Source organism: Streptomyces sp. NPDC093568 (assembly GCF_044764945.1).
Lineage (GTDB): Bacteria > Actinomycetota > Actinomycetes > Streptomycetales > Streptomycetaceae > Streptomyces.
In genome coordinates this window covers 2096126-2119530 of record NZ_JBIWJD010000001.1, presented here as the reverse complement: position 1 = coordinate 2119530, position 23405 = coordinate 2096126, and the positions used below count along the sequence as shown (strand labels likewise).

23 protein-coding genes and 1 pseudogene are annotated in these 23405 nt (G+C 72.3%); 9 read left to right on the top strand and 15 right to left on the bottom strand.

Features of this window, described 5'->3' with window-relative positions; all coding sequences use genetic code 11:
• Nucleotides 1-39: 39 nt before the first annotated feature.
• Together ACIRD7_RS08385 and ACIRD7_RS08380 are read left to right on the top strand one after the other, a co-directional pair.
• Entirely contained in the window at nt 40-660 is a 621-nt protein-coding gene (locus ACIRD7_RS08385; RefSeq protein WP_403451276.1) for a TOPRIM nucleotidyl transferase/hydrolase domain-containing protein, read from the top strand.
• A 42-nt stretch (nt 661-702) separates the two neighbouring features.
• The gene (locus ACIRD7_RS08380) at nt 703-1662 is read left to right on the top strand and encodes a nitrilase-related carbon-nitrogen hydrolase (RefSeq protein WP_403451275.1); all 960 of its coding nucleotides are present in this window, start codon (nt 703-705) and stop codon (nt 1660-1662) included.
• A gap of 20 nt (nt 1663-1682) precedes the next feature.
• On the opposite strand, the gene ACIRD7_RS08375 is transcribed toward ACIRD7_RS08380, so the two are convergent.
• Nucleotides 1683-2153, bottom strand: coding sequence for an NUDIX hydrolase (locus ACIRD7_RS08375; protein WP_403451727.1), 471 nt, complete (start codon nt 2151-2153; stop codon nt 1683-1685).
• Between the two features lie 94 nt (nt 2154-2247).
• Here ACIRD7_RS08375 and ACIRD7_RS08370 point away from each other — a divergent pair, with 94 nt between their 5' ends.
• The 3 genes and pseudogenes from ACIRD7_RS08370 to ACIRD7_RS08360 all read left to right on the top strand — a co-directional run.
• Nucleotides 2248-3090: a class I SAM-dependent methyltransferase gene (locus ACIRD7_RS08370; RefSeq protein ID WP_403451274.1), complete on the top strand. Its 843-nt coding sequence runs from the start codon at nt 2248-2250 to the stop codon at nt 3088-3090.
• A gap of 223 nt (nt 3091-3313) precedes the next feature.
• Nucleotides 3314-4990 carry a purine-cytosine permease family protein gene (locus ACIRD7_RS08365; protein ID WP_403451273.1) on the top strand — a complete coding sequence of 559 codons (1677 nt, stop codon included), beginning with the start codon at nt 3314-3316 and terminating at the stop codon, nt 4988-4990.
• A gap of 103 nt (nt 4991-5093) precedes the next feature.
• Nucleotides 5094-5330 (top strand): annotated as a pseudogene (locus ACIRD7_RS08360) (methyltransferase); the annotation flags it as partial.
• A gap of 22 nt (nt 5331-5352) precedes the next feature.
• On the opposite strand, the gene ACIRD7_RS08355 reads toward ACIRD7_RS08360, so the two are convergent.
• Nucleotides 5353-7086 carry a serine/threonine-protein kinase gene (locus ACIRD7_RS08355; RefSeq protein ID WP_403451271.1) on the bottom strand — a complete coding sequence of 578 codons (1734 nt, stop codon included), beginning with the start codon at nt 7084-7086 and terminating at the stop codon, nt 5353-5355.
• A gap of 78 nt (nt 7087-7164) precedes the next feature.
• Complete coding sequence (locus tag ACIRD7_RS08350) at nt 7165-8040, bottom strand: NAD(P)-dependent oxidoreductase (protein ID WP_403451269.1); 876 nt, start codon at nt 8038-8040, stop codon at nt 7165-7167.
• 177 nt (nt 8041-8217) lie between these two features.
• Here ACIRD7_RS08350 and ACIRD7_RS08345 point away from each other — a divergent pair, with 177 nt between their 5' ends.
• Complete coding sequence (locus ACIRD7_RS08345) at nt 8218-8814, top strand: TetR/AcrR family transcriptional regulator (RefSeq protein ID WP_403451267.1); 597 nt, start codon at nt 8218-8220, stop codon at nt 8812-8814.
• 206 nt (nt 8815-9020) lie between these two features.
• On the opposite strand, the gene ACIRD7_RS08340 is transcribed toward ACIRD7_RS08345, so the two are convergent.
• Nucleotides 9021-10550, bottom strand: a complete 1530-nt coding sequence (locus ACIRD7_RS08340) for an aldehyde dehydrogenase family protein (protein ID WP_403451266.1) — start codon at nt 10548-10550, stop codon at nt 9021-9023.
• A 29-nt stretch (nt 10551-10579) separates the two neighbouring features.
• Nucleotides 10580-11977, bottom strand: a complete 1398-nt coding sequence (locus ACIRD7_RS08335) for a 2-oxoadipate dioxygenase/decarboxylase family protein (RefSeq protein WP_403451264.1) — start codon at nt 11975-11977, stop codon at nt 10580-10582.
• Between the two features lie 185 nt (nt 11978-12162).
• Between ACIRD7_RS08335 and ACIRD7_RS08330 the strand changes: the two genes are divergently transcribed.
• From ACIRD7_RS08330 to ACIRD7_RS08320, 3 genes are all read left to right on the top strand, one after another.
• Nucleotides 12163-12405, top strand: a complete 243-nt coding sequence (locus ACIRD7_RS08330; protein WP_403451262.1) for a hypothetical protein — start codon at nt 12163-12165, stop codon at nt 12403-12405.
• A 37-nt stretch (nt 12406-12442) separates the two neighbouring features.
• Nucleotides 12443-13657, top strand: a complete 1215-nt coding sequence (locus ACIRD7_RS08325; RefSeq protein WP_403451261.1) for an RNA-guided endonuclease InsQ/TnpB family protein — start codon at nt 12443-12445, stop codon at nt 13655-13657.
• A 154-nt stretch (nt 13658-13811) separates the two neighbouring features.
• Nucleotides 13812-15197: a M1 family metallopeptidase gene (locus tag ACIRD7_RS08320; RefSeq protein ID WP_403451259.1), complete on the top strand. Its 1386-nt coding sequence runs from the start codon at nt 13812-13814 to the stop codon at nt 15195-15197.
• Between the two features lie 414 nt (nt 15198-15611).
• Here ACIRD7_RS08320 and ACIRD7_RS08315 read toward each other — a convergent pair whose 3' ends face one another.
• From ACIRD7_RS08315 to ACIRD7_RS08270, 10 genes are all read right to left on the bottom strand, one after another.
• Nucleotides 15612-16115 (bottom strand): winged helix-turn-helix transcriptional regulator, encoded by a 504-nt coding sequence (locus tag ACIRD7_RS08315; RefSeq protein WP_403451257.1) that lies wholly within the window; start codon nt 16113-16115, stop codon nt 15612-15614.
• Complete coding sequence (locus ACIRD7_RS08310) at nt 16112-17170, bottom strand: LLM class flavin-dependent oxidoreductase (protein ID WP_403451255.1); 1059 nt, start codon at nt 17168-17170, stop codon at nt 16112-16114. The genes ACIRD7_RS08315 and ACIRD7_RS08310 overlap by 4 nt, the downstream gene beginning before the upstream one ends.
• A complete protein-coding gene (locus ACIRD7_RS08305) occupies nt 17170-17676 on the bottom strand; it encodes an SRPBCC family protein (protein ID WP_403451254.1) in 507 nt (168 codons plus the stop codon). The genes ACIRD7_RS08310 and ACIRD7_RS08305 overlap by 1 nt, the downstream gene beginning before the upstream one ends.
• Before the next feature lie 100 nt (nt 17677-17776).
• Complete coding sequence (locus ACIRD7_RS08300; protein ID WP_403451253.1) at nt 17777-18067, bottom strand: hypothetical protein; 291 nt, start codon at nt 18065-18067, stop codon at nt 17777-17779.
• A gap of 42 nt (nt 18068-18109) precedes the next feature.
• Nucleotides 18110-19141 carry a sugar kinase gene (locus ACIRD7_RS08295; protein WP_403451251.1) on the bottom strand — a complete coding sequence of 344 codons (1032 nt, stop codon included), beginning with the start codon at nt 19139-19141 and terminating at the stop codon, nt 18110-18112.
• Nucleotides 19138-20022 carry an SMP-30/gluconolactonase/LRE family protein gene (locus ACIRD7_RS08290; RefSeq protein ID WP_403451250.1) on the bottom strand — a complete coding sequence of 295 codons (885 nt, stop codon included), beginning with the start codon at nt 20020-20022 and terminating at the stop codon, nt 19138-19140. Before ACIRD7_RS08290 ends, ACIRD7_RS08295 begins: the two co-directional genes overlap by 4 nt.
• On the bottom strand, nt 20019-20651 hold the full coding sequence (locus tag ACIRD7_RS08285; RefSeq protein ID WP_403451248.1) for a bifunctional 4-hydroxy-2-oxoglutarate aldolase/2-dehydro-3-deoxy-phosphogluconate aldolase: 633 nt from the start codon (nt 20649-20651) through the stop codon (nt 20019-20021). The genes ACIRD7_RS08290 and ACIRD7_RS08285 overlap by 4 nt, the downstream gene beginning before the upstream one ends.
• The gene (locus tag ACIRD7_RS08280; RefSeq protein ID WP_403451725.1) at nt 20642-21487 is read right to left on the bottom strand and encodes a hypothetical protein; all 846 of its coding nucleotides are present in this window, start codon (nt 21485-21487) and stop codon (nt 20642-20644) included. The genes ACIRD7_RS08285 and ACIRD7_RS08280 overlap by 10 nt, the downstream gene beginning before the upstream one ends.
• A 2-nt stretch (nt 21488-21489) precedes the next feature.
• A complete protein-coding gene (dgoD, locus tag ACIRD7_RS08275) occupies nt 21490-22635 on the bottom strand; it encodes a galactonate dehydratase (protein ID WP_403451246.1) in 1146 nt (381 codons plus the stop codon).
• The gene (locus ACIRD7_RS08270) at nt 22632-23387 is read right to left on the bottom strand and encodes a FadR/GntR family transcriptional regulator (protein WP_403451244.1); all 756 of its coding nucleotides are present in this window, start codon (nt 23385-23387) and stop codon (nt 22632-22634) included. The genes dgoD and ACIRD7_RS08270 overlap by 4 nt, the downstream gene beginning before the upstream one ends.
• Nucleotides 23388-23405: the final 18 nt, after the last annotated feature.

Genomic DNA, 23405 nt, shown 5'->3' with positions numbered 1-23405 from the left:
GCCTGGCGTCCTGGGCGTTCAGCGGCACAGACTCGTCTCATGGCTGACATGGGGGCGTTTCGGGAAGCGGTCACCGCATGGGCGGCCGGCGGCCCCGCGGACCCCGCGCGGGAGCTGGCCGCGCGGCTGGAGGTACGGACGGCCGTTCTGCTCGAAGGCCCCAGTGACGTGGCGGCGGTGAACGCGCTCGCCGAGCGTCACGGCCGGGATCTCGCGGCCGAGGGAATTTGTGTGCTGGCGATGGGCGGTGCGATGAGCGTCGGGCGCTTCGCCCCGCTGCTCGGCCCGCCGGGCCTCGGCCTGCGTCTGACCGGGCTGTGCGACGAGGGCGAGCGCCACTACTACGCCCGTGGCTGGGAACGGGCCGGCGTGCCCCAGCAGGGCTTCTTCGTCTGCGCCGCGGACCTGGAGGACGAACTCATCCGTGCGCTGGGTGCGGCTCGCGTGGAGGAACTGGTCCGGGCGGAGGGCGATCTGCGCCCCCTGCGTACCTTTCTGTCCCAGCCGGCCCAGCGCGGCCGTACCTCGCAACAGCAGCTGCGGCGCTTCCTGGGCACGAAGAAGGGCCGCAAGATCCACTACGGCCGCGTCCTCGTCGAGGCGCTGGATCCCGGTCAGGTGCCGGCGCCGCTCGACGATCTGCTGGCATCCGTCTCGTGATCGCCGTGGCGCGTGGTGCCGCGGCTTCCTAGGGTCGCTCCCATGACCTCCTCGCGCTCCGACGCCCCCGCGCCCCGCCGTACCCTGACCGCCGCCGTCGTACAGGCGTCCGCCCCGCTGTTCGACACTCCGGCCGCGCTGCGCCGGGCCGAGGAGCTCGTCCGGGAAGCGGTCGAGGAGCGTGGAGCGCAGGTCGTCGTGCTGCCGGAGGCGTTCCTCGGCGGGTATCCCAAAGGGCTGGACTTCGGTGTCGTCGTCGGCAGCCGCAGTCCGGCGGGGCGTGAGGTGTTCCGGCGGTATCACGACGCCGCGATCGAGGTTCCCGGGCCCGAGGTCGCCGCTCTGGCCGCGCTGAGCGGGGAGTTGGGCTGCCATGCCGTGGTCGGTGCCGTCGAGCGGCGGGGCGGGACCCTGTACTGCGTCGCCCTGTTCTTCGGTCCCGACGGCTATCTGGGTCTGCATCGCAAGCTGATGCCGACCGCCGCCGAGCGTTTTCTGTGGGGTCAGGGCGACGGTTCCACCCTCCCGGTGGTCGACACCGGCGCTGCCCGCCTCGGGTCGGCCATCTGCTGGGAGAACTACATGCCCCTGTTCCGTACGGCGATGTACGCCAAGGGAGTCGACCTGTGGTGTGCGCCGACCGTGGACGACCGGGACGCCTGGCAGGCCACCATGCGGCACATCGCCCTCGAGGGGCGTTGCTTCGTCCTGAGCGCCTGTCAGTTCCTGCGCCGCGACGGCCTGCCCGCGGACCTCCACCCCGTCCAGGGCGACGCGCCCGACACAATCCTGATCGGCGGTGGTTCGGTCATCGTCTCCCCGCTCGGTGAGGTGCTCGCCGGTCCGCTGCGGGACGGCGAGGGCGTCCTGACCGCCGAGCTCGACCTCGACGAGCTCGGACGGGCCCGCTTCGACTTCGACCCGGTCGGCCACTACGCGCGCCCCGACGTCTTCACCCTCCACGTCGACACGTCCGCCCGCGGGGCCGTCGTCGCCAAATGATGGGCGGACCGGCGTCCCGTTCAGCCCAGGTACGGCGTGTCCCGGTGCTCCAAGGCGTGCCGGGGTCTGATGCGTTGGGTGTCGTGCAGGGGCAGGGAGTCCAACTCGCCGGGGTGGACGAAGCGGACCTCGGTGGATTCGCCGGAGATCGCCGGCTCGCCGCCGACGATGCGGGCGCGGAAGCAGATGTTGAACTGACGTCGCACCTCCCCGTCGCTGTAGGCGATCACATGGCGCGGGTCGGTGTAGGTGCCGATCAGCCCGGTGATCCGAATGTCGTAGCCGGTCTCCTCCTTGACCTCCCGCACCGCGCACCCGGGGAGGCTCTCGGTCAGCTCCATGCCGCCACCGGGCAGCGCCCAGAGCCCGCTGTCGGAACGGCGCTGGAGGAGGATGCGGCCCGCGTCGTCGGTGACCACCGCGGAGGCCGCCACGACCAGGGCGTTCGGCTCGGGCGCCGCGGGGTCGTCGTAGTAGTCGGTGCGTGTCAACGCCGCCATGTCCTTTCGCGGTCGGGGGGTGTCGCGTGGGGGATCTCTTCCCCGCGCGAGGTGAGTAGCCGTCACATCCGGTTAGCCTGCTCGCATGCCCCACCACCACCTCACGCCCGGGCAACGCGACGACACCCCTGAGGAATCCCGGCGGGCGCGACTGAGCCGGACGTTCGACGAGGACGCGGAGCTGTACGACCGGGCCAGGCCGGGGTATCCGCCGGAGCTGTACGACGACCTCGGCGAGCTCGCCGGTGCCGGAGCCGGCAGGCACGTGCTGGAGGTCGGCTGCGGGACCGGCCAGGCGACGGTGCCGCTGGCCGAGCGGGGCTGCCGGGTCACGGCCGTGGAGGCGGGAGCGCGGATGGCCGCCGTGGCCCGTCGCAACGTGGCCGGGTTCGCGGCGGTGGAGGTGGTGACGGCGCGGTTCGAGGACTGGCCGCTCCCCGAGGCGCCTTTCGACGCGGTCGTGTCGGCCACGGCGTTCCACTGGATCGACCCGGCCGTACGGGTGACGAAGGCCGCCGGTGCGCTGCGGGCGGGTGGTGCGCTCGCGGTGGTGCGCACGCAGCATGTGCGGGGCGGTACGGAGGAGTTCTTCGTCGGGGTCCAGCGCTGCTACGAGCGGTTCGACCCGGAGACACCGCCCGGCCTGCGGCTTCCCGCGGCCGCCGACATCCACGGGTCGGACCACGCGCGGGAGGTGGCGCGCGACGGCCGGTTCGGGCCCACCGTCTTCCGCCGCTACGAACGCGAACTCACCTACACGACAGCGGAGTACCTGGAGCTGCTGCGGACGTACTCCGGGCATCGAGCGCTCCCGGAAGCCGCCAGGAACGGGCTGTTGGGGTGCATCGCGGAACTGATCGACGGGTCGTACGGCGGGGTCGTGACCAAGCGCTATCTCATCGAGCTGGGCGTTTCCCGGCGCCGGTGAGGCGCCAGTGACGAGCCACGCCCCCGAAACATCGTGTTCACGACAAGATGAATCCGGTGGAAACGAGCGCTTCCTAACGTGACCGGCTGTGGGTTCACCCAGTCGTACACAGGCCGCTCCCCCCCATAACGGCCCTTCGACTGCCGCCCTCCTGCCGACGACGCCATGCGGGGCCGCCCACTTCACCGCAGCACCCGCACCCAGCCCCACCGGGAGGCGTGGCATGAGCACCACCGAGTCACGGTCGACGACGTCAGGACCGAGCGACAGCACCACGGCCGCGGCGCCGACATCCGCCGACCAAGCGGTCAAGGAGACGCTGGAGGACTACACCCTCCGTTTCGCGCCCCGCAGTTACCGCCGCTGGAGTCCCATGGTCGTGGCCACGACCGCCCTCGGCGGCATCGCCTACATGGCCGACTTCTCCATCGGCGCCGGCATCGGCCTGGCGCACGGCACCGGCAACGCGCTGATCGCGATCGCCGTCGCCGCCGTCGTCATCTTCGTCACCGGATTCCCGCTGGCCTACTACGGCGCCCGCTACAACATCGACCTCGACCTGATCACCCGCGGCTCCGGCTTCGGCTACTACGGCTCGGTGCTCACCAGCGTCATCTTCGCCAGCTTCACCTTCATCTTCTTCGCCCTCGAAGGCTCGATCATGGCCCAGGGCCTCAAGCTCGGACTCGGGCTCCCGCTGTGGCTGGGCTATCTGGTCTCCACACTCATGGTGATCCCGCTGGTGATCTACGGCATGAAGGCGCTCAGCAAGCTCCAGGTGTGGACCACCCCGATCTGGCTGCTGCTGATGGTCGGCCCGCTGGTCTACCTGGTCGTCAACGACCCCGGCACGGTCGACCGCTTCCTCGCCTACGCCGGCACGGACGGCGACGGCGGCGTCAACACCGCGTCCGTGCTGCTCGGCGCGGGCGTGTGCCTCTCCCTCATCGCGCAGATCGGCGAGCAGATCGACTACCTGCGCTTCATGCCGCCCAAGACCGAGGAGAACAAGCGCGGTTGGTGGACGGCCGTGGTGATGGCCGGGCCCGGCTGGGTGGTGCTCGGCGCGCTGAAGCAGGCCATCGGTGTCTTTCTCGCCGTGTACATCCTCGCCGAGGTGGGGCCGGCCGCCGCTCCGGAGCCGATCCAGCAGTTCCGCAGCGCCTTCGACGCGATGATGCCGTCCTGGATGGTCGTGCCGCTGGCCGTGGCCCTGGTGGTGATCAGCCAGATCAAGATCAACGTGACGAACGCGTACTCCGGCTCGCTGGCCTGGACGAACTCCTTCACCCGCGTCACCCGGCACTACCCCGGCCGCATGATCTTCGTCCTGGTCAACCTGGCCTTCGCGCTCGTCCTGATGGAAGCCGACATGTTCAGCTTCCTCAACAGCATCCTCGGCTTCTACTCGAACTGCGCCATCGCCTGGGTCGTCACCGTCGCCACCGACATCGGCGTCAACAAGTACCTGCTGAAACTCTCGCCGCTCCAGCCGGAGTTCCGCCGCGGCATGCTCTACGCCGTCAACCCCGTCGGAGTCGTGGCGTTCACCGCCGCCTCCGGTCTGTCCATCGCCATGTACTTCCACGCTCTCGGCGACACCCTCCAGCCGTACTCCCCCGTCGCCGCGGCCGTGATCGCCTTCGTCCTCACCCCGCTGATGGCCGTCGTCACCAAGGGCAGGTACTACCTGCGCCGCGCCGAGGACGGCATCGACGAGCCGCTGCTGGACGCCGACGGCAACCCGAGCGCTCTCGTCCTCGACTGCCACGTCTGCCGGCAGCCCTACGAGCGCCCGGACGTCACCGCGTGCGCCACCCATGACGCGGTGGTCTGCTCGCTGTGCCTGAGCACGGACAAGGTGGGCGATCACGTGCTGCCCTCCGCCACAACCGCCTGACACGCGTCCGGCACTTCCAGCGGCCCGCTCGTCGCGGCGGGCCGCTCGCCACGGCGGGCCGCTCGTCATGGCGGGCCGCTCGTCATGGCGGGCCGCCGGAACCGTGGAGCCCGTGCTCCCCGCAGTCGTCGAGATGACCGCGCGGGCCGATGTCGGCGACGGCGGCATCACGTATCTCAGCGACCTCAACATGCCGGTGAACGTGGGCGGCCGGGAACGCACCCGCGAGGACTTCCGAGGATTCGAGGAGGTGTGCGGCCGCGCCGGCCTGTCCGTCACCGCCGTGACGCCGCTCGCCGAGGCCGCGCCCTTCTCCCTCATCGAGGCCGAGGCCGGCTGACGGCGACGGCGTCTCCTGGCAGTCAGCCCTCCGCCGGCGACACCCTGGTCACCTTGCCCCGGGTGTCCGCCTCCAGGTAGCCGGCCTGGCCGTATTCGTCGCTGAGGTAGACGGCGAGGCCTGCCGGGGTGTCGAAGATGTCGTTCGGCTGTCTCACCATGACGTAACGGGCGTCCGGATTCTCGACGTTGAGCTTCTTGTCGGCCTCGGCGAGCAGCGCGGGAACCGCGTCCCAGTTGAAGCCGTCGAGGCTGACGGGCTGCTCGCCGCCGGCCAGGGAACTCTTGATGATGCCCTTCTCCACGCCTCGTCCGGGGCGGTAGGTGTAGGAGTCGTACCTGGTGTCACTGCCCTTGACCATCACCTCGGCCGACACGTACTCCTCGTACACCGTGAAGTCGCCGAACCGGTCCCGGCCGGTCTCCTTCTCCAGGGCCTCGATGGCGGTACGGATGCCGTCCGGGGTGAGCAGGTCGGTGCTCTCCGGCTCGGTGGAACGCTCCGCATCCGGGTCCGCCTCGGTTGCCGAAGCGGTCGTTTCCGGGGCCGAGGTCCTGGACGACGCCCGGTTGTCCGCATCGCCGTCGCCGCCCCCGATGGGCAGCAGCCACCACATCAGGACCAGGGCACCGGCCAGCGAGGTCCCCGAGACACTCAGCAGGACGGGCAGGCCGAGCGTGCGTCGACGTCCCGCTCGCACGGGTGCGGTGACCGGCTGGGGCCCGGGGAACACGGCGCCGGGCGGAATCGGCGGGCCGAAGCCGGGCGTCGGGGTGGGCGCGCCGAACGGCACGGACGTGGTCGACGAGGCGGAAGCCGCCGGATACGAGGAGGCGGTGGTGCCGGACGGCGTCGGCGGGTTCAGCGAGTAGGAGGTGGGCGTGTCCCAGGTGGGCGCCGGACCGCTCGGCAGGGACTCGATCCCGGCCAGCCCGCGGTCGAGTTCGGCGGCGGAGGGTCGTGCCGACGGGTCCCGCACCAGCACGCTCATCAGGACCCCGCCCAGGGCGCCGGCCCGCACCGGCGGCGGCACGGGCTCGCTGAGGACGGCGGCGAGCGTGGCCAGGCTCGTACCCCGGCGCAGCGGGTGGTGGCCCTCCACGGCGGTGTACAGCATCATCGCCAGCGACCACAGGTCGGAGGCGGCGCCGCCCTCCTGTCCGGAGATGCGCTCCGGGGCCATGAAGTCGGGCGTGCCGATGATGGAACCGGTGGCGGTGAGGTTGGTCGTCTCGCGGATCGCGGCGATGCCGAAGTCGGTGAGGACGGGACGGCCGTCGGTGCGCATCAGGACGTTGGCGGGTTTGACGTCCCGGTGCTGGATCCCGGCGTCGTGCGCGGCGGCCAGCGCGGCCAGCACGCCCCGGCCGATCCGCGCGGCCTCGGCCGGGGGCATCGGCCCCCGTGCCAGCAGGTCGGCCAGTGAGCCGCCGCTGACGAGTTCCATCACGATCCACGGGTAGGTGGCGTCGCCGCCGTCGACCACGTGATGGATGGTCACGACGTTCGGATGGTCGATCCGGGCCAGGGCCCTGGCCTCGCGCAGCACACGCTCGCGCAGCATCCGGGCGCCTTCGGGGTCGTACTCGGCCAGGTCCCGGTCCGGCGGCCGGACCTCCTTGACCGCCACCAGCCTGTGCAGCACCAGGTCCCTGGCGCGCCAGACCGTCCCCATCCCGCCGCCGCCGAGGCGGGCCTCCAACTCGAAGCGCCCGTCGACAACTCGTCTGCCGGGGCCTCTGTCTGCCTCACTCATGGGCCGGAGCATAACGGGCGCCTCCGACACCGTTCACCGGCCCCGACCAGGCCCGCACGCCCACTCCCGGGCGAGGGTTCACGCCCCGTCGGTCCGCGCCTCCAACGCGTGCAGTACGGCCACCATGTCCTCGCCGCCGTGCCCGCGGGCGACGGCCTCCCCGAACAGGGCGTGGCAGACGTCGAGAAGCGGGGACGCGACGGCGGCCTTGCGGGCGGCCTCGGCGATCAGCCGGTTGTTCTTCAGGACGTCCGCTGCCGCCGCCTGGACGGCGAAGTCGCGGGCCAGCAGCTTGGGACCCTTCCCCCGGGACACGGCGCTGGCCATCGGTCCGGCGTCGAGGACGTCCCGCAGCAGACGCTGGTCCAGTCCGTGCCGGTCGGCGAAGTGGAACGCCTCGGTCAGGCCGGTGACCAAGGTGATCAGAAAGAGGTTGACCGAGAACTTCATCAGCAGGGCACCGGGTACGCCCCCGCAGTCGAACGTCTCACGGCACATCGGCGCCAGAAGAGGGCGTACGGCCGCCACGGCGTCGGCGTCGCCTGCCAGCATCGCCACGAGTTCGCCCTGTTCCGCGGGGATCCGCGAGCCGGAGACCGGGGCTTCGACGTAGCGTCCGCCCGCGGCTCGTACGGCGTCCTGGAGGGCCGCCGAGTACTCCGCCGCGGTCGTGCCCATGTGGACCACGGTGCGCCCGGCCACGCGCGCGGCGAAGTCCGGGGTGCCCCGCCCGAGGACCGCGTCCACGGCGGTCTCGTCGGCCAGCATCAGGATCACCGTGTGCGCCCGGTCGAAGACCTCGGCCGGGCCCGCCGCGACCTCGGCACCGGCCGCGCGAAGGGGCGCGCTGCGGTCCCGGGTGCGGTTCCAGACGACGAGGGGCGTTCCCGCGCGGGCCAGTGCGAGCGCCATGGGCTGCCCCATGACGCCGAGGCCGATGAAACCCACGTGCACGATGCACCGCCGTTTCTTCACCAGCGCCGACGGGATACCGCCACGCGACGCGTCCGCACGACTATGACAGCGGTCATAGTAGTCGACATCTATGACGGCGGTCATAGGATGGGCTGCGGAACGCGAAGCGGATCCCCGCGGAACAGGGCGAAGCGGGGACGGTTACGGAGGGCGGAGATGGCGGTGTCCGAACGGGGACCGCGCGAGCGGATGGTCTTCAGCGCGGCCCAGCTCATCCGGCGTGACGGGGTCGCCGCCACGGGGATGCGTGAGGTCGCCGCCCATGCCGCCGCGCCTCGCGGTTCGCTCCAGCACTACTTCCCCGGCGGCAAGGAACAACTGGTCAACGAGGCCGTGGGGTGGGCGGGCCGGTACGCGGGCAAGCGTGTCGCCCGGTTCGTCGCCGCGCTGCCCGAGCCGACGCCCGGGGGGCTGTTCGCGCAGATGGTGGGCCAGTGGACCGACGAGTACGAGGCCGCCGGGTTCGCGGGCGGCTGCCCCGTGGCGGCGGCCACGGTGGACTGCGCGGAGTCCGCCGAGTCCACGCGGGAGGCGGCGGCCGCGGCGTTCGCGACCTGGACGGGGCCGGTGGCCGGGGCCCTGGTGGACATGGGCGTGCCGCGGGAGCGGGCCGACGCGCTCGCCACGCTCATGATCAGCGCGCTGGAGGGGGCGATCCTGATGGCCCGGGCCGAGCGGGACGCAAGGCCGCTGCGGACCGTGGCCGAGGAACTCGGCCCGATGCTCGACGCCGCGGTGAGCAAGGCGGGTTGAGCATTCCCGGTCGTCCGCCGACCGCCAACGGGGCTCGGGTGTTCTACGGCATGGCGATCGCCCCGGGCGTCGGCTTCCTGTGCGCCCTGCGCCATCAGGGCGGCCGAGCCGTGACTCCCGAGGAGACGGAGGGGACACCGGCGTACGCGGGCACACGTCGAACGCCGGAACCGGACCGGCCCGCCGCCTCCCGCCGACGCGACCGCTCAGAGGAAGCTGACCCCCTGCGCGAGCGGCAACTCACTTGAGTAGTTCACCGTGTTGGTGGCCGAGCGCATGTACGACTTCCAGGCGTCGGAGCCCGACTCGCGGCCGCCGCCGGTGTCCTTCTCGCCGCCGAACGCGCCGCCGATCTCGGCCCCGGACGTGCCGATGTTGACGTTGGCGATGCCGCAGTCGGACCCGGCCGAGGACAGGAAGATCTCGGCCTCCTGCTGGTCCCGCGTGAAGATGCTGGACGACAGCCCCTGGGGGACGTCGTTGTGCAGCGCGATCGCCTCGTCGAGGGTGTCGTAGGTGAGGACGTACAGGATCGGGGCGAAGGTCTCCTCCCGTACGACGTCCGTCTGTTCGTCGACGCGGACGAGGACCGGCTCCACATAGGCGGCTTCGGACGCCTGCTCGGTCAGCCGGCGATTGCCGCCGACCAGGATCTTGCCGCCCTGTGCCTGGACGCGGGCCAGGGCGTCCCCCATGCGCGTGTGGGCCTCGGCGGAGATGAGCGGGCCGACGAGCGTGGTGTCCTGGAAAGGGCTGCCGATCGGGAGCCTGCGGTAGGCGGCGGTCAGCCGTTCGAGCAGGGGGTCGGCGATGTCCCGGTGGACGATGAGGCGGCGCAGGGTGGTGCAGCGCTGGCCCGCCGTGCCGGCCGCCGCGAAGACGATGCCCTGGACGGCGAGATCCAGATCGGCGGACGGGGCGACGATCGCGGCGTTGTTGCCGCCGAGTTCGAGCAGGGTGCGGCCGAAGCGCGCGGCGACGCGCGGGCCGACCTCGCGGCCCATGCGGGTGGATCCGGTGGCGCTGACGAGGGCGACGCGGGGGTCGTCGACGAGCTTCTCGCCGACCGCGCGGTCGCCCAGCAGGAGGCGGTGCACATCGCCCGGCGCGCCGGTCTCCTCGGCGGCCCGGGCCAGCAGGCGGGCGCAGGCCAGGGAGGACAGCGGGGTGAGTTCCGACGGCTTCCAGACCACGGTGTCGCCGCAGACGAGGGCGACGGCGGTGTTCCACGACCATACGGCCACGGGGAAGTTGAACGCGGAGATCACCCCGACCACGCCGAGCGGGTGCCAGGTCTCGGCCAGCCGGTGTCCGGGCCGTTCGGAGGCGATCGTACGGCCGTACAGCTGGCGGGACAGGCCGACCGCGAACTCGCAGATGTCGATCATCTCCTGGACCTCGCCGAGCGCCTCCGAGCGGATCTTGCCCGCCTCGATGGTGACGAGGTCGGCCAGCTCGCCCTTGTGCTCACGCAGCAACTCGCCGAGCCTGCGGACGAGTTCGCCGCGACGCGGTGCGGGTGTCGTGCGCCAGGTCAGGAAGGCCGTGCGGGCCGCCGCGACGGCCTCCTCGGTGTCGGCGGCACCCGCGGCCCGCAGTCCGAAGAGATTCTCACCGGTGACGGGGGTGCGGGCCTGGAGGTCGTCGCCCTCGGGAACGGTGACCCCGATGTGCTCCAGGGCCCGGAGTGCGCGGGCGCGCAGGTCGTCCGTGGTGGGCAGTGCGGTGCTGGTCATGATGGTCGGTCCCTTGCAGGTGTGAGGGGTCAGCCGAGGGTGTCGGGGAGGTCGAGGGCGCGGGCGACCCGGGTGAGGGAGTCCTCCTGCTGCCGGGCGTAGAGGGCATAGGGGTCCAGTACGTCACGGCCCACGGCGCCGGAGAGCCAGGCGGCGTCGTAGGCCGTGCCTTCCTGGTCGTTGTCGCGGGTGCCCTCGCCGCTGACGTTGGACTGGAAGATCCCGGCGGCGGAGCGGGGCAGGAAGTCCTCGTAGACGATGGGTTCGGCGTGCACCCAGCCCTGTCGCAGCAGTTCGGCGAGTGTGTCCGGCGGGCGGCTGCCGTCGCGCGGGCGGTCCTCGGCGAGGCGGTAGGTGAAGTAGGCCAGGCCCCCGGCGGCCAGTTCGGTTTCGCCGGCCGGCATGTGCCGTTCCCACAGGGCGCGTGCGAGATCGCCGCGGGACGCCGTGGGGTTCGCGGACGCCTGCTCGTCGACCCGGCCGAGGAGGTCGTCGTAAAGAGTGCGGCCCGCACGGGTGAGGGCGATGCCGCGGGCCTCGACCTCGCCGAAGCGCACCCGCAGGGCGCCGCTGACGACGCTGCCGTCGGCGAGCCGCATCGCGCGCGGCTCGGCCAGGGCCCGGAAGGAGGTCTGGCGCAGCAGGACGTCGGGGCCCTTCCAGGCGGGCGGGCCCTGGATGGTGTCGATCATCTCGATGCCGCGGTCGGTCATACGGCGGTACAGCTCGTCGATGTCCAGGACGCGTGGGGTGAGGTGGTTGATGTGGGTGCTGCGCACGCCTCCGATGTCCGCGGCGACGGCGGAGACGCGTTCCAGGGTCCGGTACCACGCCTGGTCGACCGGTTCGCCCGACAGTTCGAAGGCGCCCACCGCGAGCCGCAGGAACCGCTCCGCGTCGGCCTCGGACAGTTCGCGCAGGTCCGCGGCGCGGTCGGCCAGCACGAGCAGTTCCGGCGGGAACAGTTCGCGCGCGTCGAGGAACGCTTCGAGGCGGGCGCGCAGGTCGGCGTCGAAGAAGCGCGGGTCGGCGGGGGTGAGCAGGGAGGTGAAGACGCGGAAGGGGTTGCGGGCGAGTTCCTCGCCGTCGACCGGGCGGAAGGCGGTGGAGACGACGGGGACGGCGCTGGCTGCCGCCTCCCGCAGGTCGTAGAAGCCGACGGGGTGCATGCCGAGGGCGCCGAAGACACGGGCGACCTGCGCGAGTTCGCGGGGCGTGCCGACGCGGATCGCTCCGTGCCGCTCCGCGGTCACCCGGCCGATCGAGCCGAGGCGTTCGGCGTCGGCACCCCGGGCGCGCAGGACGTCCTCGTTGACCTCGCGGGAGACGTCCACGAGCGTGTTGTACGCGGGAACCTCCTGCCCGTACATCCGCGACAGTCGTTCCGCGAAGGCGGCTCGCAGTCGCCACTGACTGATCGTCGACATGGTGCGGCCTTTCGGTCGGGGGTGCCGAGTGCGGAGGGATGTCGATCAGCTGTCCGTTCGCATCGTGCAGCAACGCCACCGCCGCCGTCCATCGACGATGGACTGGACGAGTGCACGACCAGGGCAGTTGGCGCGTTTCGACAGGGTGGCGAGTTCCGCCCGGAGATCGTGAAAGGCCGACAGCCGTGCGGGAAGTGGCGTGCCACGAGGTCGGGGAGGTGCCGGACGACATCGGCCGACGGACGTGGGGACGGCGGCACTCGATGCGCTACGACGGCGTGTCACTCGCGAAACTGCGGTCGATGGGCGACGACCTCCTCGACGACGTCGCCGCCAGCGGCCTGAAGGACCCCGCGCTCGGCAACGCGGGGTCCTTCAGGCTGCGGGCGGCGGGTTCCCAACGCGGTGCCATACGCCAAGTGTTTTAGGATCAAGGGAGGCGGCTGAGCAGGGGGGGTGGGCCGGGTGATTCGTGCGTACAAGTTCCTCATGCGGCCCACCGTGGGTCAGACGATTGCGCTCGGCGAGATGCTGCGCGATCACTGCTCTCTCTACAACGGGGCATTGCAGGAGCGCCGTGACGCCTATCGGCATGTGTCGAAAAAGAGCATCAAGTACGGGCAGCAGTCGGCGCAGCTCAAGGAGATCCGGGCGTTCGACCCGCAGCGTCAGGGCAGGTGGTCTTTCTCCAGCCAGCAGGCCACCTTGCGCCGTCTGGACAAAGCGTTCGCCGCGTTCTTCCGCCGGGTCAGGTCCGGCGATACGCCGGGCTACCCGCGCTTTCGGGGTGTGAACTGGTTCGACACGGTGGACTTCCCCAAGGACGGCGACGGCTGCCGCTGGGACTCCACCCCGCATGACCCCGTGACCCGCGTACGGCTCCAGGGTGTCGGGCATGTCAAGGTCAACCAGCACCGGCCGGTGGTCGGCAGGGTCAAGACCGTGTCCGTCAAGCGTGAGGGCAAACGCTGGTACGTCATCCTGACTGCCGAGCAGCCCGAGCCCGAGCCGCTGCCCAGGACGGGCAGCGTGGTCGGCATCGACATGGGCCTAGCCAACTACCTCGCCGATTCAGGCGGCGGGTTCGTTCCCCACCCGCGTCACGGGCGCAGGGCCGCCGCGAAGCTTCAAGCCGCACAGCAGGCCCTCGCCAGGTTCCCGCGAGTTGGGCGCGACAAACGGACCGCCAACCACCGCCGTGCCGTCCAGAAGGTTGCCGACCTGCACCGCAAGGTCCGCCGTCAGCGGCTCGACCACGCACACAAGACCGCCTTGGGCCTGGTCCGCGAACACGATGTCATTGCGCACGAAGACCTCAAGATCCGCAACATGGTCAAGGCTCCCAAGCCGAAGCCCGACCCCGTACAGCCGGGTGTGTTCCTACCGAACGGCGCGGCGGCGAAGGCCGGACTCAACCACTCGATCTCGGATGCCGGTTGGGGGGTGTTCCTGACGATCCTGCACGCCAAGGCTGAAAGCGCCGGACGAGAAGTGATCGCCGTGGACCCCCGTAATACCTCCCGGACCTGCCCTGAATGCGGGCATGTCTCGGCGGAGAACCGGCCCACCCAGGCGAAGTTCCACTGCGTCTCGTGCGGCCACTTTGCGCACGCGGACACAGTGGGCGCCCTGAACGTTCTACGGGCCGGGCTGGTCCGTCGCGACGCCCGCCAGGGTTAGCGAGAAGCCCCCGCGTCCACGCGGGGGAGGAGTCACGTAGGACCAGTGCCGCTCCAGCAGTGCCAGGGAGTCGGCCCGGTCACGGTGGTAGCAGAAGAACTCCATGCCCGAATTCTGGGCCATTGCCTCACTCACTGTGGCAGGATCCGCTGTCATGCCGTCGATTCCCGCGTGGACGTCAAGTACCTTCACCCGTCTGCTCGTTGTGCTGCTGGCGTTGCTCGTGACACTGGGCGGCACGGGGGCCGACGCCCTCACGAAGGCTGGCGACGCCGCAGCAGCGACGCCCGATCGACCGCGCTATGACGTGGCCTTGCACGGCAACGCCGACGGCTCCCGCTGGGCCGGCCGGGAGCGGGTGTCGTTCCGCAACGCCTCGGACCGTCCGCTGCGCGAGGTGTACCTGCGTCTGTGGGGCAACGGCGTGGACAAGTGCGGCACGGCCGGCACGCCGCCGCCGGTCAGGGTCTCCCACGTGCGCGGGGGCGCCGCGGGTCCGCTCACCGTGAACTGCACGGCACTGCGGATCGCCCTGCCGCAGCCGCTCGGGCACGGCGAGCGCGCGACCGTCTCCTTCAACGTGTCCGTCACCGTGCCGGGACGCAACGACCGCTTCGGCCGCGAGGGCGCCTTCCGCTTCCTCGGCAACGCGCTGCCCGTGCTCGCCGTGCACGACAGGAAGGGGTGGCACCTCGATCCGTACGTGTCGACCGGCGAGAGCTTCTACACCCTGGCGGGCGACTTCCGCGTGGCGCTCGACCACCCCACGAGGCTCAAGGTCCCCGCGACCGGCCGTACCCGGACCCTGCCGGCCGGACCCGGCCGCAGCATCACCCTCAGCGTCGCGCGGAGCGTGCGGGACTTCGCCTGGGCGGCCGGCCCGTTCCGGACCGCCGTCGAGACCTCGCCCGGGGGTGTACGCGTGCGGTCGTACTGGGCGCCGACCACCTCCCCGACTGGGGTGCGCCTGACACGTCAGGACGGTCTCCTGGCCGTCGACCGGTTCGGCGCGGAGTTCGGCCGCTATCCGTACGGCGAGATCGACCTGGTGATGACCAGCGAGTTCGGCGGCGGCATGGAGTACCCCGGCCTGGTCCTGCTCGGCACGACCGACGAGGGCAGCGCCGTCGTGCACGAGGTCGCCCACCAGTGGTGGTACGGCATCGTCGGCAACGACCAGTACGGTGCGCCGTGGCTGGACGAGAGCTTCGCGCAGTACGCCAACGCGCGCTTCTACGGCTGGGAGACCCGCGACTGCTGGTCGGATGAGGAGTGGCCCGACGACCGCGCGGCCCTGACCAACTCGATGGCGTACTGGGCCGGACACCGGGGCGAGTACCACCTCATCTACACGGCCGGCTCCTGCGCCCTCGCCGACCTGGAGCGCACGCTCGGCTCCCGCACCATGGCCCGCCTCCTCAAGGCCTACGCCCACGACCACTGGTACGGCGTCTCCACCACCGCGGACTTCAAGAAGGCCGCACAGTCCGTGACGGAGAAGGACCTCGGCCCCTTCTGGAAGCAGCACCGCATCCGCTGACCACGTAGGGCGAACCTCCAACACGCCCACACTTTGTGGAAGTCGGTTCCGGCGATCCGGTGCGAGGCCTGCTGGGCATCTTGTCCCCCGACTTCCGCTGCGTCGCCCCCGACCTCCCGGGCCTCGGTCTGTCCCCCCGCTCCCCCGGAACCCGGCGGGGCGGCCACAGGTCCGCCCCGTCCACCTCAACGGCCGAACCCCCGCGCCTCTCGCCGACCTCATCCGAACGCGCCCGGCCCAGGAACTGCGACTCGCCGTGCGGGTCGTCATCGTCGGACCGATGAGCGTGCCCCCGGACGACCAGCGGCAAGATCCAGCGCTCACGAACACGGGAGGAAATCCGCGCGGCTCGCCTCGATGCGCTGTACTCCGACCTCTCGCCCGGTGACCGCCCGCCCGTCCCCGGCCCGTCCGTCACTCCCGAGCGAACCGGCGCCGCACATCGGGCCGGGACTTGAGCCGGTCCGGATAGCCGGGGCCCATCCGCGCGGTGGTGTCGTCGGCGCGCATCGGCGCGCCGCAGGCGGAGCACACCACCTCCGCGTGGGCGTCGTGGCCGCAGGCCTCGTGGTACAGGGTGATCGGAGGCCCTTCGGCCCCGGCGAGCCACCGGTCGCCCCAGTGGGCCATCGCGGCGAGGACCGGGAAGAGGTCACGGCCCCGCTCCGTCAGCAAGTACTCGTGCCGGGGCGGCTCGCTCTCGTAGAGCCGTCTCTCCAGCAGTCCCGCGTCGACGAGGCGGCGCAGCCGGTCGGTCAGGGTGTTCCGGGCGATCCTCAACTCGCCCTGGAACTCGTCGAACCGGCGGCTGCCGTAGTAGGCCTCGCGCAGGACGAGGGGGGTCCACGCGTCGCCGACGACGTCCAGGGTGCGGGCGATGGAGCACGGCCAGTTCGCGAAGGACGTACGAGCGCTCATGACTTCTCTCCGACCTCGTGGACCAGTTCGATCGCCCGGCCCAGCGTGTCGAGCCGGGCGTCCAGGTCGGCACCGGCCGGGTACAGCCGTACGGTGTCCACGCCCGCGTCGCGCCAGACGCGCAGCCGCTCGCGCACCATGCTCTCGGTGCCGATCAGCGTGGTCGCGAGCACCATGTCGTCGGTCACCAGGGCCGCCGCTGCCTCCCGGTCCCCCGCCTGCCAGCGCTGCCGTACCTCGGCGGCGACCTCGGCCCAGCCCTGGCGGCTGTAGGCGCGGTTGTAGAAGTTGGTGGAGGCCGAGCCCATGCCGCCGAGGCTGAAGGCCAGTTCCTTCTTGCGGCCGGCCACCATCGCGCGCAGCGCCTCCTCGTCGGCGGCGAAGGCCACCTCGGCGCCCTGGCAGATGTCCAGGTCGGCGCGGGAGCGCCCGCCGCGCGCCAACCCCTCGTCGAGGTGGGCGAAGTAGGCGTCCGCCGACCCCTCGGGCACGAAGCTGGTGCCGAGCCAGCCGTCGGCGACCTCGCCGGTGAGCTTGAGCATGGCGGGCGACAGCGCGGCCAGGTGGACCGGCACGGGGTGCTCGGCCCGCATGGACAGCCGCATCGGTACGGCGTCCCCGCCCGGCAGCGGGATGCGGTACTCCTCGCCGGAGTGGTCGATCTTGCCGCCGTTCAGGACCTGCCGGACGATCTCCACCGTCTCCCGGACGCGTGCCAGCGGGTGGGCGAAGGGCACGCCGTGCAGTCCCTCCATCACCTGGGGGCCGGACGGGCCGAGGCCGAGCAGGAAGCGTCCCTGGGAAAGGTTGGACAGGGTGATCGCGGTCTGTGCGAGGGCCACGGGGCTGCGGGTGCCGACCTGCATGACGCCGGAGCCCAGCAGCATGCGCTCGGTGCGGGCGGCGTAGTAGCCCAGGGCGGAGGGCGCGTCGGAGCCCCAGGCCTCGGCGACCCAGCAGATGTCGAGGCCGAGCTTCTCCGCCTCGACGACGAAGTCCGCCTGCCGGGTCCAGGAGCCGAGACCGGACGCCTCGATCGTCGTCGCGGTCCTCATCACGCCTCCGCCATCTTCTTGATGTGGCCGAGCGTCGCGGTCATGTTGCGCTCGAACTCCCGCATCCGTACGAACACGATCTTCTGTTCCTTCTCAGGCATCGCGTCGATGGCGAAGGACAGACCGGAGCGGCCGGGTCCCATCTGCATCCACTCGGTCAGCTCGGTGCCGCCGTCCTTGGCGTCCAGCCGGAATCGCCAGACGGCGCTGGGGCGGGCGGGGTCCTCCACGGCCCAGGCGAGGACGTGCGGGGACGCGCACTCGACGACGTGCGAGGTGGTCTCCCACTCCCCCAGGGACTCGTGCCTGCTCCGGCCGACGAACCGGGCGCCCACGGCGGGTCCGGCGGCGCCGTCGAGCCAGTGGACGGCCTGCAGCTCCTCGCTCATCTCCGGCATCAGCGTCACATCGGAGACGATCTCCCACACCCGGCCCGGCGGTGCTTCGATCCACGCCCGCACCTCGACCGTCGGCGTGTCCGCGTAGCGTGCGCCCGTCCACTCCACTTCGCACCAGCCTCTTCTCCGAGATCGCCGTTGAGCTCCAGAGTTGCGTAACGAGACTGACTGCGTCAAGAGCAGTGCGGAGGGCCGGGAGCCCGCTTTCCTAGGCCCCGGCGCCACCGCTCTCCGTATGCCAGACCGCCTTCTTCACCTGCTCCTCGACGTCGCCGCGCTTCTCGCCCTGCGCCCTGGCGTACTCGGCCAGCGCGACCTGAACCTCCCGGGCCAGGTCCCGCCAGGCCCGCAGCGCGGTGTTGTACGTCTCGGTCTGCCGCGGGCTCCAGCCGCCCTGCTGGGTGGGCGAGCCGTACATGCCCCGCAGCTCCTCCACGCGGTCGTGCGCCTGCTCGGCCGCGCGCTCCTTCGCCACCAGTTCTTGGAAGAGAGTCGTCACACAAATGGAGCATAGGCGGGCAATTCACCGGTCGCGCGTCGATCACCGTGCGGATCGGGCCGAGGGAGACGGGGTGGCCCGTTCCTCCCACTCGCGCGCCGACAGGGCGAGCAGCGCCGCCATCTCCCGCGGATCGGGCAACGGGCCGTGGTCTGCGGCGACTTGGAGCGCGGAGGCGGCGGTGATGTGGCCGAGCCGGAGCGCGTCGGTGATCGTCGCGCCCCGCATCAGGCCCGCGAGGAACCCGGCGGCGAAGGCGTCGCCGGCGCCCACGGCCTCCACCACCGTCGCGCGCGGTGTCGGCACCGTGACGGCACCGTCGTCGCCGAACGCGGTCGCGGCGTTCGCCCCGTCCTTCACGACGAGGACGCGCGGACGCGGAAGCAACGCCCGGACCTCCGGCGCGGTAAGCCGCCCGCCCCACAGCACCTGTGCCTCGTCGAGGCCGACGAAGACGATGTCGGCGCGGTCGGCCAGTTCGCGCAGCACGGCCTGGGCGGTGCCGTCCGGCCAGAGCGCCGCGCGGTGGTTGACGTCGAAGCTCACCGCGTACGGGCGGTCACCGGGCTCGGCGGCGAGCGCCTCGGTCACCAGCCGGCGGCAGGACTCGGACAGGGCCGGGGTGATGCCGGTCAGGTGCAGCAGCGAGGCGGTGCGGACGGGCGGGCCGTCCAGCAGGTCCGGCCCGAGCGCGGAGGCGGCCGAGCCGCGCCGGTAGTAGTGAACGCGTGTTCCGGCGGGGTCCGGGTCCTTGACGAGCAGGCCGGTCGGGCGGTGCGGGTCCATGCGCACGTGCGAGACGTCGACGCCGGGCGCGGCGACGGCGGCGCGGACGCGGTGGCCCAGCGGGTCGTCGCCGAGCGCCGAGAGCCAGGCGACGTCGATGCCGTGGTCGGCCAGGTACATGGCGACGTTCGACTCGGCCCCCGCCACCGACAGGCGCAGCCGCTCCGCGCCCCGCAGGGTGTTCGGCGGGTCGGGGGCCAGGGCCGCCATCGTCTCGCCGACGCAGACGACGCGGCCTTGGGCGGGACGCCACGGGGTGGCCGAGGGGGATGTCCGTGCACGGGTCATGCCGGTACGGCACCCCCCGCCCGCCGCGCCGTCCGGAACGCCGGCGTCGGGGTCCCGGGCACCTCGACGCGCGCCGTGAACAGGGCGCCGTCCGCGTCGTCGGGTGCCGTCAGTCCCACGCGGGCCGTCGTGATGTGCAGGACGTCGTCGGCGAGGCACACACCGGCCGGTTGCCGTGCCGGCAGTCGCAGGGTGCGGTCGAGGGTGCCGTCCGGCAGGTGGCGGCGGACGGTGCCGGTGCCCCACACGGCGATCCAGACCGCGCCCTCGATGTCGACCGCCATGCCGTCGGGGCTGCCCTCCCGGATCCGTACGAAGTCCTGCGGTGCGCCGAGTTCGCCCGTGACGGGGTCCACTGACCAGCGCCGGACCACGCCCCGCGCGCTGTCGGCCAGGTACATGAGGCTGCCGTCGGGGGTGAAGGCCGGCCCGTTGGGCACGGTGATGCCCTCCAGGACCCGTACGACCGTGCCGTCCGCGTCGACGCGGTACAGCGAACCGGCGCCCTCGTCGGCGTCGTACGCCATGCTGCCCGCCCAGAACCGGCCGAACGGGTCGGCGACGGCGTCGTTCATGCGCATCCGGACGGGGGCGTTCTCCTCCGGCCGGGCCAGCCAGTGGAGGGTGCCGTCGGCGTGGAGCAGGCAGATTCCGGTGCCGGCGGCGGCGATCCAGGTGCCGTGGTGACCGGCGACGGGTGCCACGGCGCCCAGCGGGACGGGGAGTCGGGCCAGGGTGCGCAGGGGCGCCGTCGGATCGGGCGGTGCGGACAGCAGCCGCCCCGCGAGGATGTCGACGAGGACGACCTCGGTGCCGGTCCAGCGGACGCCCTCGCCCAGTTCGAGACGGTCGGGGCGGGTGGTTCGAAGGTCGGACGTCATGGCGTCGCCTCCGCCACGACGGCGCGGAACCGGCGGGCGCGCTCCCTCAGGGCGTCGATGCCGCCACCGTCGGCGGCGTCGCCGACGAGGGGCGAGCCGACACCGACGGCGAGGGCACCGGCGGCGAGACAGGCGCGGGCGGCGTCCTCGTCGATCCCGCCCACGGGGACGAAGGGCGTGTCGGGGAACGGACCGCGCAGGGCCTTCAGATAGGCCGCTCCCCCGGCCTGCGCGATCGGGAAGATCTTCAGCGCGGCCACTCCCATGGTCCGGGCGGCGATGATCTCGGTCGGGGTCAGCACCCCGGCGAGGACCGGCATGCCGAGCTCCCGCGCGGCGCCGATGCCGTCGCCCAGTCCCGGCGTGACCGCGAAGTCGGCTCCGGCGCGGTGTGCCGCGCGGGCGTCCTCGGCGGTCAGCACGGTGCCGGCGCCGAGCGGGCGGTCGGGGCCGAGCGCGTGCCGGGCGCGTTCGATGACGGAGAGGGCGTCCTTGCCGGAGAGGGAGACCTCGACCAGTTCGACGCCTTCCTCGACCAGCGTCAGCACGGTGTTCACCGCGGCGTCGGGGTCGTCGCCGCGCACGATCGCGACGAGGCGGTGGGTGGCCAGCGCGGCTGTCAGGTCCACGAGCGCTGCTCCTTGCGGGTGGGGGTCGAGGGGCATCGGCAGGCGGCGGTCAGCGTGAGTCGCCAGCGGATCTCGCCCGACGCCGGTACGCGCGCGGCGTCGTCGGGGCCCGCCTCGGCGAGGTCGAAGACGCGGCCGAGCATGGGCTCCACGCCCGTGCTGCGGTAGGGGTCCGGCTGGGGATAGCCGCCAAGGTTGCGCCACAGGGCGATCGACACGGGTGGTCCGTCCGCCGCCAGTTCCAGGGCCAGTCGGTCGCCGCCGTCGTGGACGCAGCACAGGGAGCTGTCGACGACGGCGCCGACCGCGGTGCCGTCGTCAGGGCCGAGCCGGTGCAGGGGCAGGCCGCCGGGCGTGGGCCATGGGCACGTGATCCACGGGGCTCCGGTGGGCCAGGGGTCGGCCAGGAGCGGGGCGGCCTCGGGGAACAGGCGGGTGCCGGCGCCGGCCCGCATGTGCAGGGTGGCCCTCCCGGAGAGGTCCAGCAGGGCGTGGGCCGCCCAGACGAAGCGGAAGCCGGGCTGTGCGGTCAGGGTGTAGTCGACCCGGGCGCCGTCGGCCGTGGGGCGGACGGAGCGTGCGAGGGTGAAGGACTCGCCGCGCACCCGTTCCGTGTCGCCGGTCCGGGTCCACGGGCGTGACCAGACGTCTCCGTGGTCGGGGACGCCTCGGACGGTGGGGACGCACTCCTCCAGCCCGCCCGCGTCCACGAACGCGTCGCCGGGCGCGGCCGCGTCGCGTTCCGGGGCGGGCCGGTGCCAGAGCCATTCGCGGCCCGCCGAGCGCAGCGAGGTCCAACGGCCGCCGTGCGCGGGGTCGGTGGTGATCTCCAGCACCGTCACCACTCGGCGAAGGAGTCGTCGGAGTGCCGCCAGACGGGGTTGCGCCAGGCGTGTCCGGCGCGGTCGGCGGCGCGTACGGCGCTCTCGTCGACGGTGATGCCGAGGCCGGGGGCGTCGTTACGCGGGGCGTGGCCGTCCACGAACCGGAAGGGGGCGGGGTCGGCGAGGTAGGACAGCAGGTCGGCGTCCTTGTTGTAGTGGATGCCCCGGCTCTGCTCCTGGATCAGGAAGTTCGGTGTGGCGAAGGCGACTTGGAGGCTGGCGGCCAGCGCGATCGGGCCGAGCGGGCAGTGCGGGGCGAGCTGGGCGCCGTAGGTGTCGGCGAGGGAGGCGATGCGGTGGACCTCGGAGATGCCGCCGGCGTGGGACAGGTCGGGCTGGGCGACGGAGATGCCGGCGGTGAGGGCGGGCAGGAACTCGCCGCGTGAGTAGAGGCGTTCGCCGGTGGCGAGCGGAATCGGGGTGGAGGCGACCAGGCCGGGCAGCAGATGGCCGTGTTCGGGGACGACGGGTTCCTCCACGAACAGCGGGTGCAGCGGAGCGAGTTCGGCGAGGACCCGGCGGGCGCTGGCGGCGGTGAGGCGGCCGTGGAAGTCGACGGCGACGTCCCGGTCCGGGCCCAGGGCCTCGCGCGCCGCGGCCACACGGGCGACGACGGCCGCTGTCTCGGCGGCGGTGGCGATCGGTGAGGTGGCGCCGGCGGCGTTCATCTTGACCGCGGTGAAACCGGCCTCGACCTGAGCGGTGATCTGCTCGGTGAGCTCGGCGGGTTCGTCGCCGCCGACCCAGGCGTAGACGCGGACGCGTTCGCGCACGGGTCCGCCGAGCAGGGCGTGCACGGGGGCGCCGTAGGTCTTGCCCGCGATGTCCCACAGGGCCTGGTCGATGCCGGCGACGGCGCTGGAGAGGACGGGGCCGCCGCGGTAGAAGCCGCCCTTGGTGAGCACCTGCCAGTGGTCCTCGATGCGCAGCGGGTCCTGTCCGACGAGGTGTTCGGCCAGCACGTCGACGGCGGCGCGGACCACTTCGGCCCGGCCCTCGACGACGGGTTCGCCCCAGCCGACCACGCCGTCGTCGGTCTCGATCCGGCAGAACAGCCAGCGCGGCGGGACCAGGAAGGTTTCTATGCGCGTGATCTTCACTTGCCGCCGGTGCCTTTCGGGTCGTCGGGGCTCGCGTCGTCGGGGCCGTCGATGCGGTCCAGGTCGCGGCCGGCCTGGACGAGCAGGGCTCGCATCGCCGTTTCCGCGGCCTGCGGGTCCCGGTCGCGCACGGCGTCCAGGACGGCCTGGTGGGCCGGTACGGGGTCCTCGCTGTGCGGGTGGCTGTGCACGATGCGGTCGCGGTGGGCCAGGCCCGGCTCGATGACCATCTCCATGCGTTCGAGGAGTTCGTTGTGGGTGGCGGTGAGCAGGGCGCGGTGGAAGGCGAGGTCGGCCTCCACGGCCCGCCCGGGGTCGGAGCCCGGCTCCGCCATCGACTCCAGCGCCGCTTCCAGGGCCGCGAGGTCGGCGTCGGTGCGGCGTTCGGCGGCCAGCCGCACGGCGGCGGGCTCGACGATGGCGCGCACCTCGGAGAGGTTGCGCAGCAGCGTCCGGTCGGCGTCGGTCGGCTGGCCGGCGCCCTCGAACTGCCAGCGCAGCACGTCGGCGTCGAGCAGGTTCCAGTCGGCCCTGGCTCTGACGAACGTGCCGCGTTTCTGCCGGGCGTCGACCATCCCCTTGGCGGCGAGCACCTTCAGGGACTCGCGCAGGGCGGTGAGACTGACGTCCAGCTCGCTCTGGAGCGCCACCAGGTCGAGCGTGGCGCCCTCGGGGATCCGGCCGCCCAGGATGCGGCGGGCGAGGGCCTCCACGGTCTGGCCGTGCACGCCGCGGCGGGCGTAGGGCGTCATGTCGTACAGCCTTTCTGC

Bases quoted from the DNA above. Each gene is read 5' to 3' on its own strand.
- ACIRD7_RS08385 (WP_403451276.1), top strand. From the start codon at position 40: ATGGCTGACATGGGGGCGTTTCGGGAAGCGGTCACCGCATGGGCGGCC.
- ACIRD7_RS08380 (WP_403451275.1), top strand. From the start codon at position 703: ATGACCTCCTCGCGCTCCGACGCCCCCGCGCCCCGCCGTACCCTGACC.
- ACIRD7_RS08370 (WP_403451274.1), top strand. From the start codon at position 2,248: ATGCCCCACCACCACCTCACGCCCGGGCAACGCGACGACACCCCTGAG.
- ACIRD7_RS08365 (WP_403451273.1), top strand. From the start codon at position 3,314: ATGAGCACCACCGAGTCACGGTCGACGACGTCAGGACCGAGCGACAGC.
- ACIRD7_RS08355 (WP_403451271.1), bottom strand. From the start codon at position 7,086: ATGAGTGAGGCAGACAGAGGCCCCGGCAGACGAGTTGTCGACGGGCGC.
- ACIRD7_RS08345 (WP_403451267.1), top strand. From the start codon at position 8,218: ATGGCGGTGTCCGAACGGGGACCGCGCGAGCGGATGGTCTTCAGCGCG.
- ACIRD7_RS08340 (WP_403451266.1), bottom strand. From the start codon at position 10,550: ATGACCAGCACCGCACTGCCCACCACGGACGACCTGCGCGCCCGCGCA.
- ACIRD7_RS08335 (WP_403451264.1), bottom strand. From the start codon at position 11,977: ATGTCGACGATCAGTCAGTGGCGACTGCGAGCCGCCTTCGCGGAACGA.
- ACIRD7_RS08320 (WP_403451259.1), top strand. From the start codon at position 13,812: ATGCCGTCGATTCCCGCGTGGACGTCAAGTACCTTCACCCGTCTGCTC.
- ACIRD7_RS08315 (WP_403451257.1), bottom strand. From the start codon at position 16,115: ATGAGCGCTCGTACGTCCTTCGCGAACTGGCCGTGCTCCATCGCCCGC.
- ACIRD7_RS08310 (WP_403451255.1), bottom strand. From the start codon at position 17,170: ATGAGGACCGCGACGACGATCGAGGCGTCCGGTCTCGGCTCCTGGACC.
- ACIRD7_RS08295 (WP_403451251.1), bottom strand. From the start codon at position 19,141: ATGACCCGTGCACGGACATCCCCCTCGGCCACCCCGTGGCGTCCCGCC.
- ACIRD7_RS08290 (WP_403451250.1), bottom strand. From the start codon at position 20,022: ATGACGTCCGACCTTCGAACCACCCGCCCCGACCGTCTCGAACTGGGC.
- ACIRD7_RS08270 (WP_403451244.1), bottom strand. From the start codon at position 23,387: ATGACGCCCTACGCCCGCCGCGGCGTGCACGGCCAGACCGTGGAGGCC.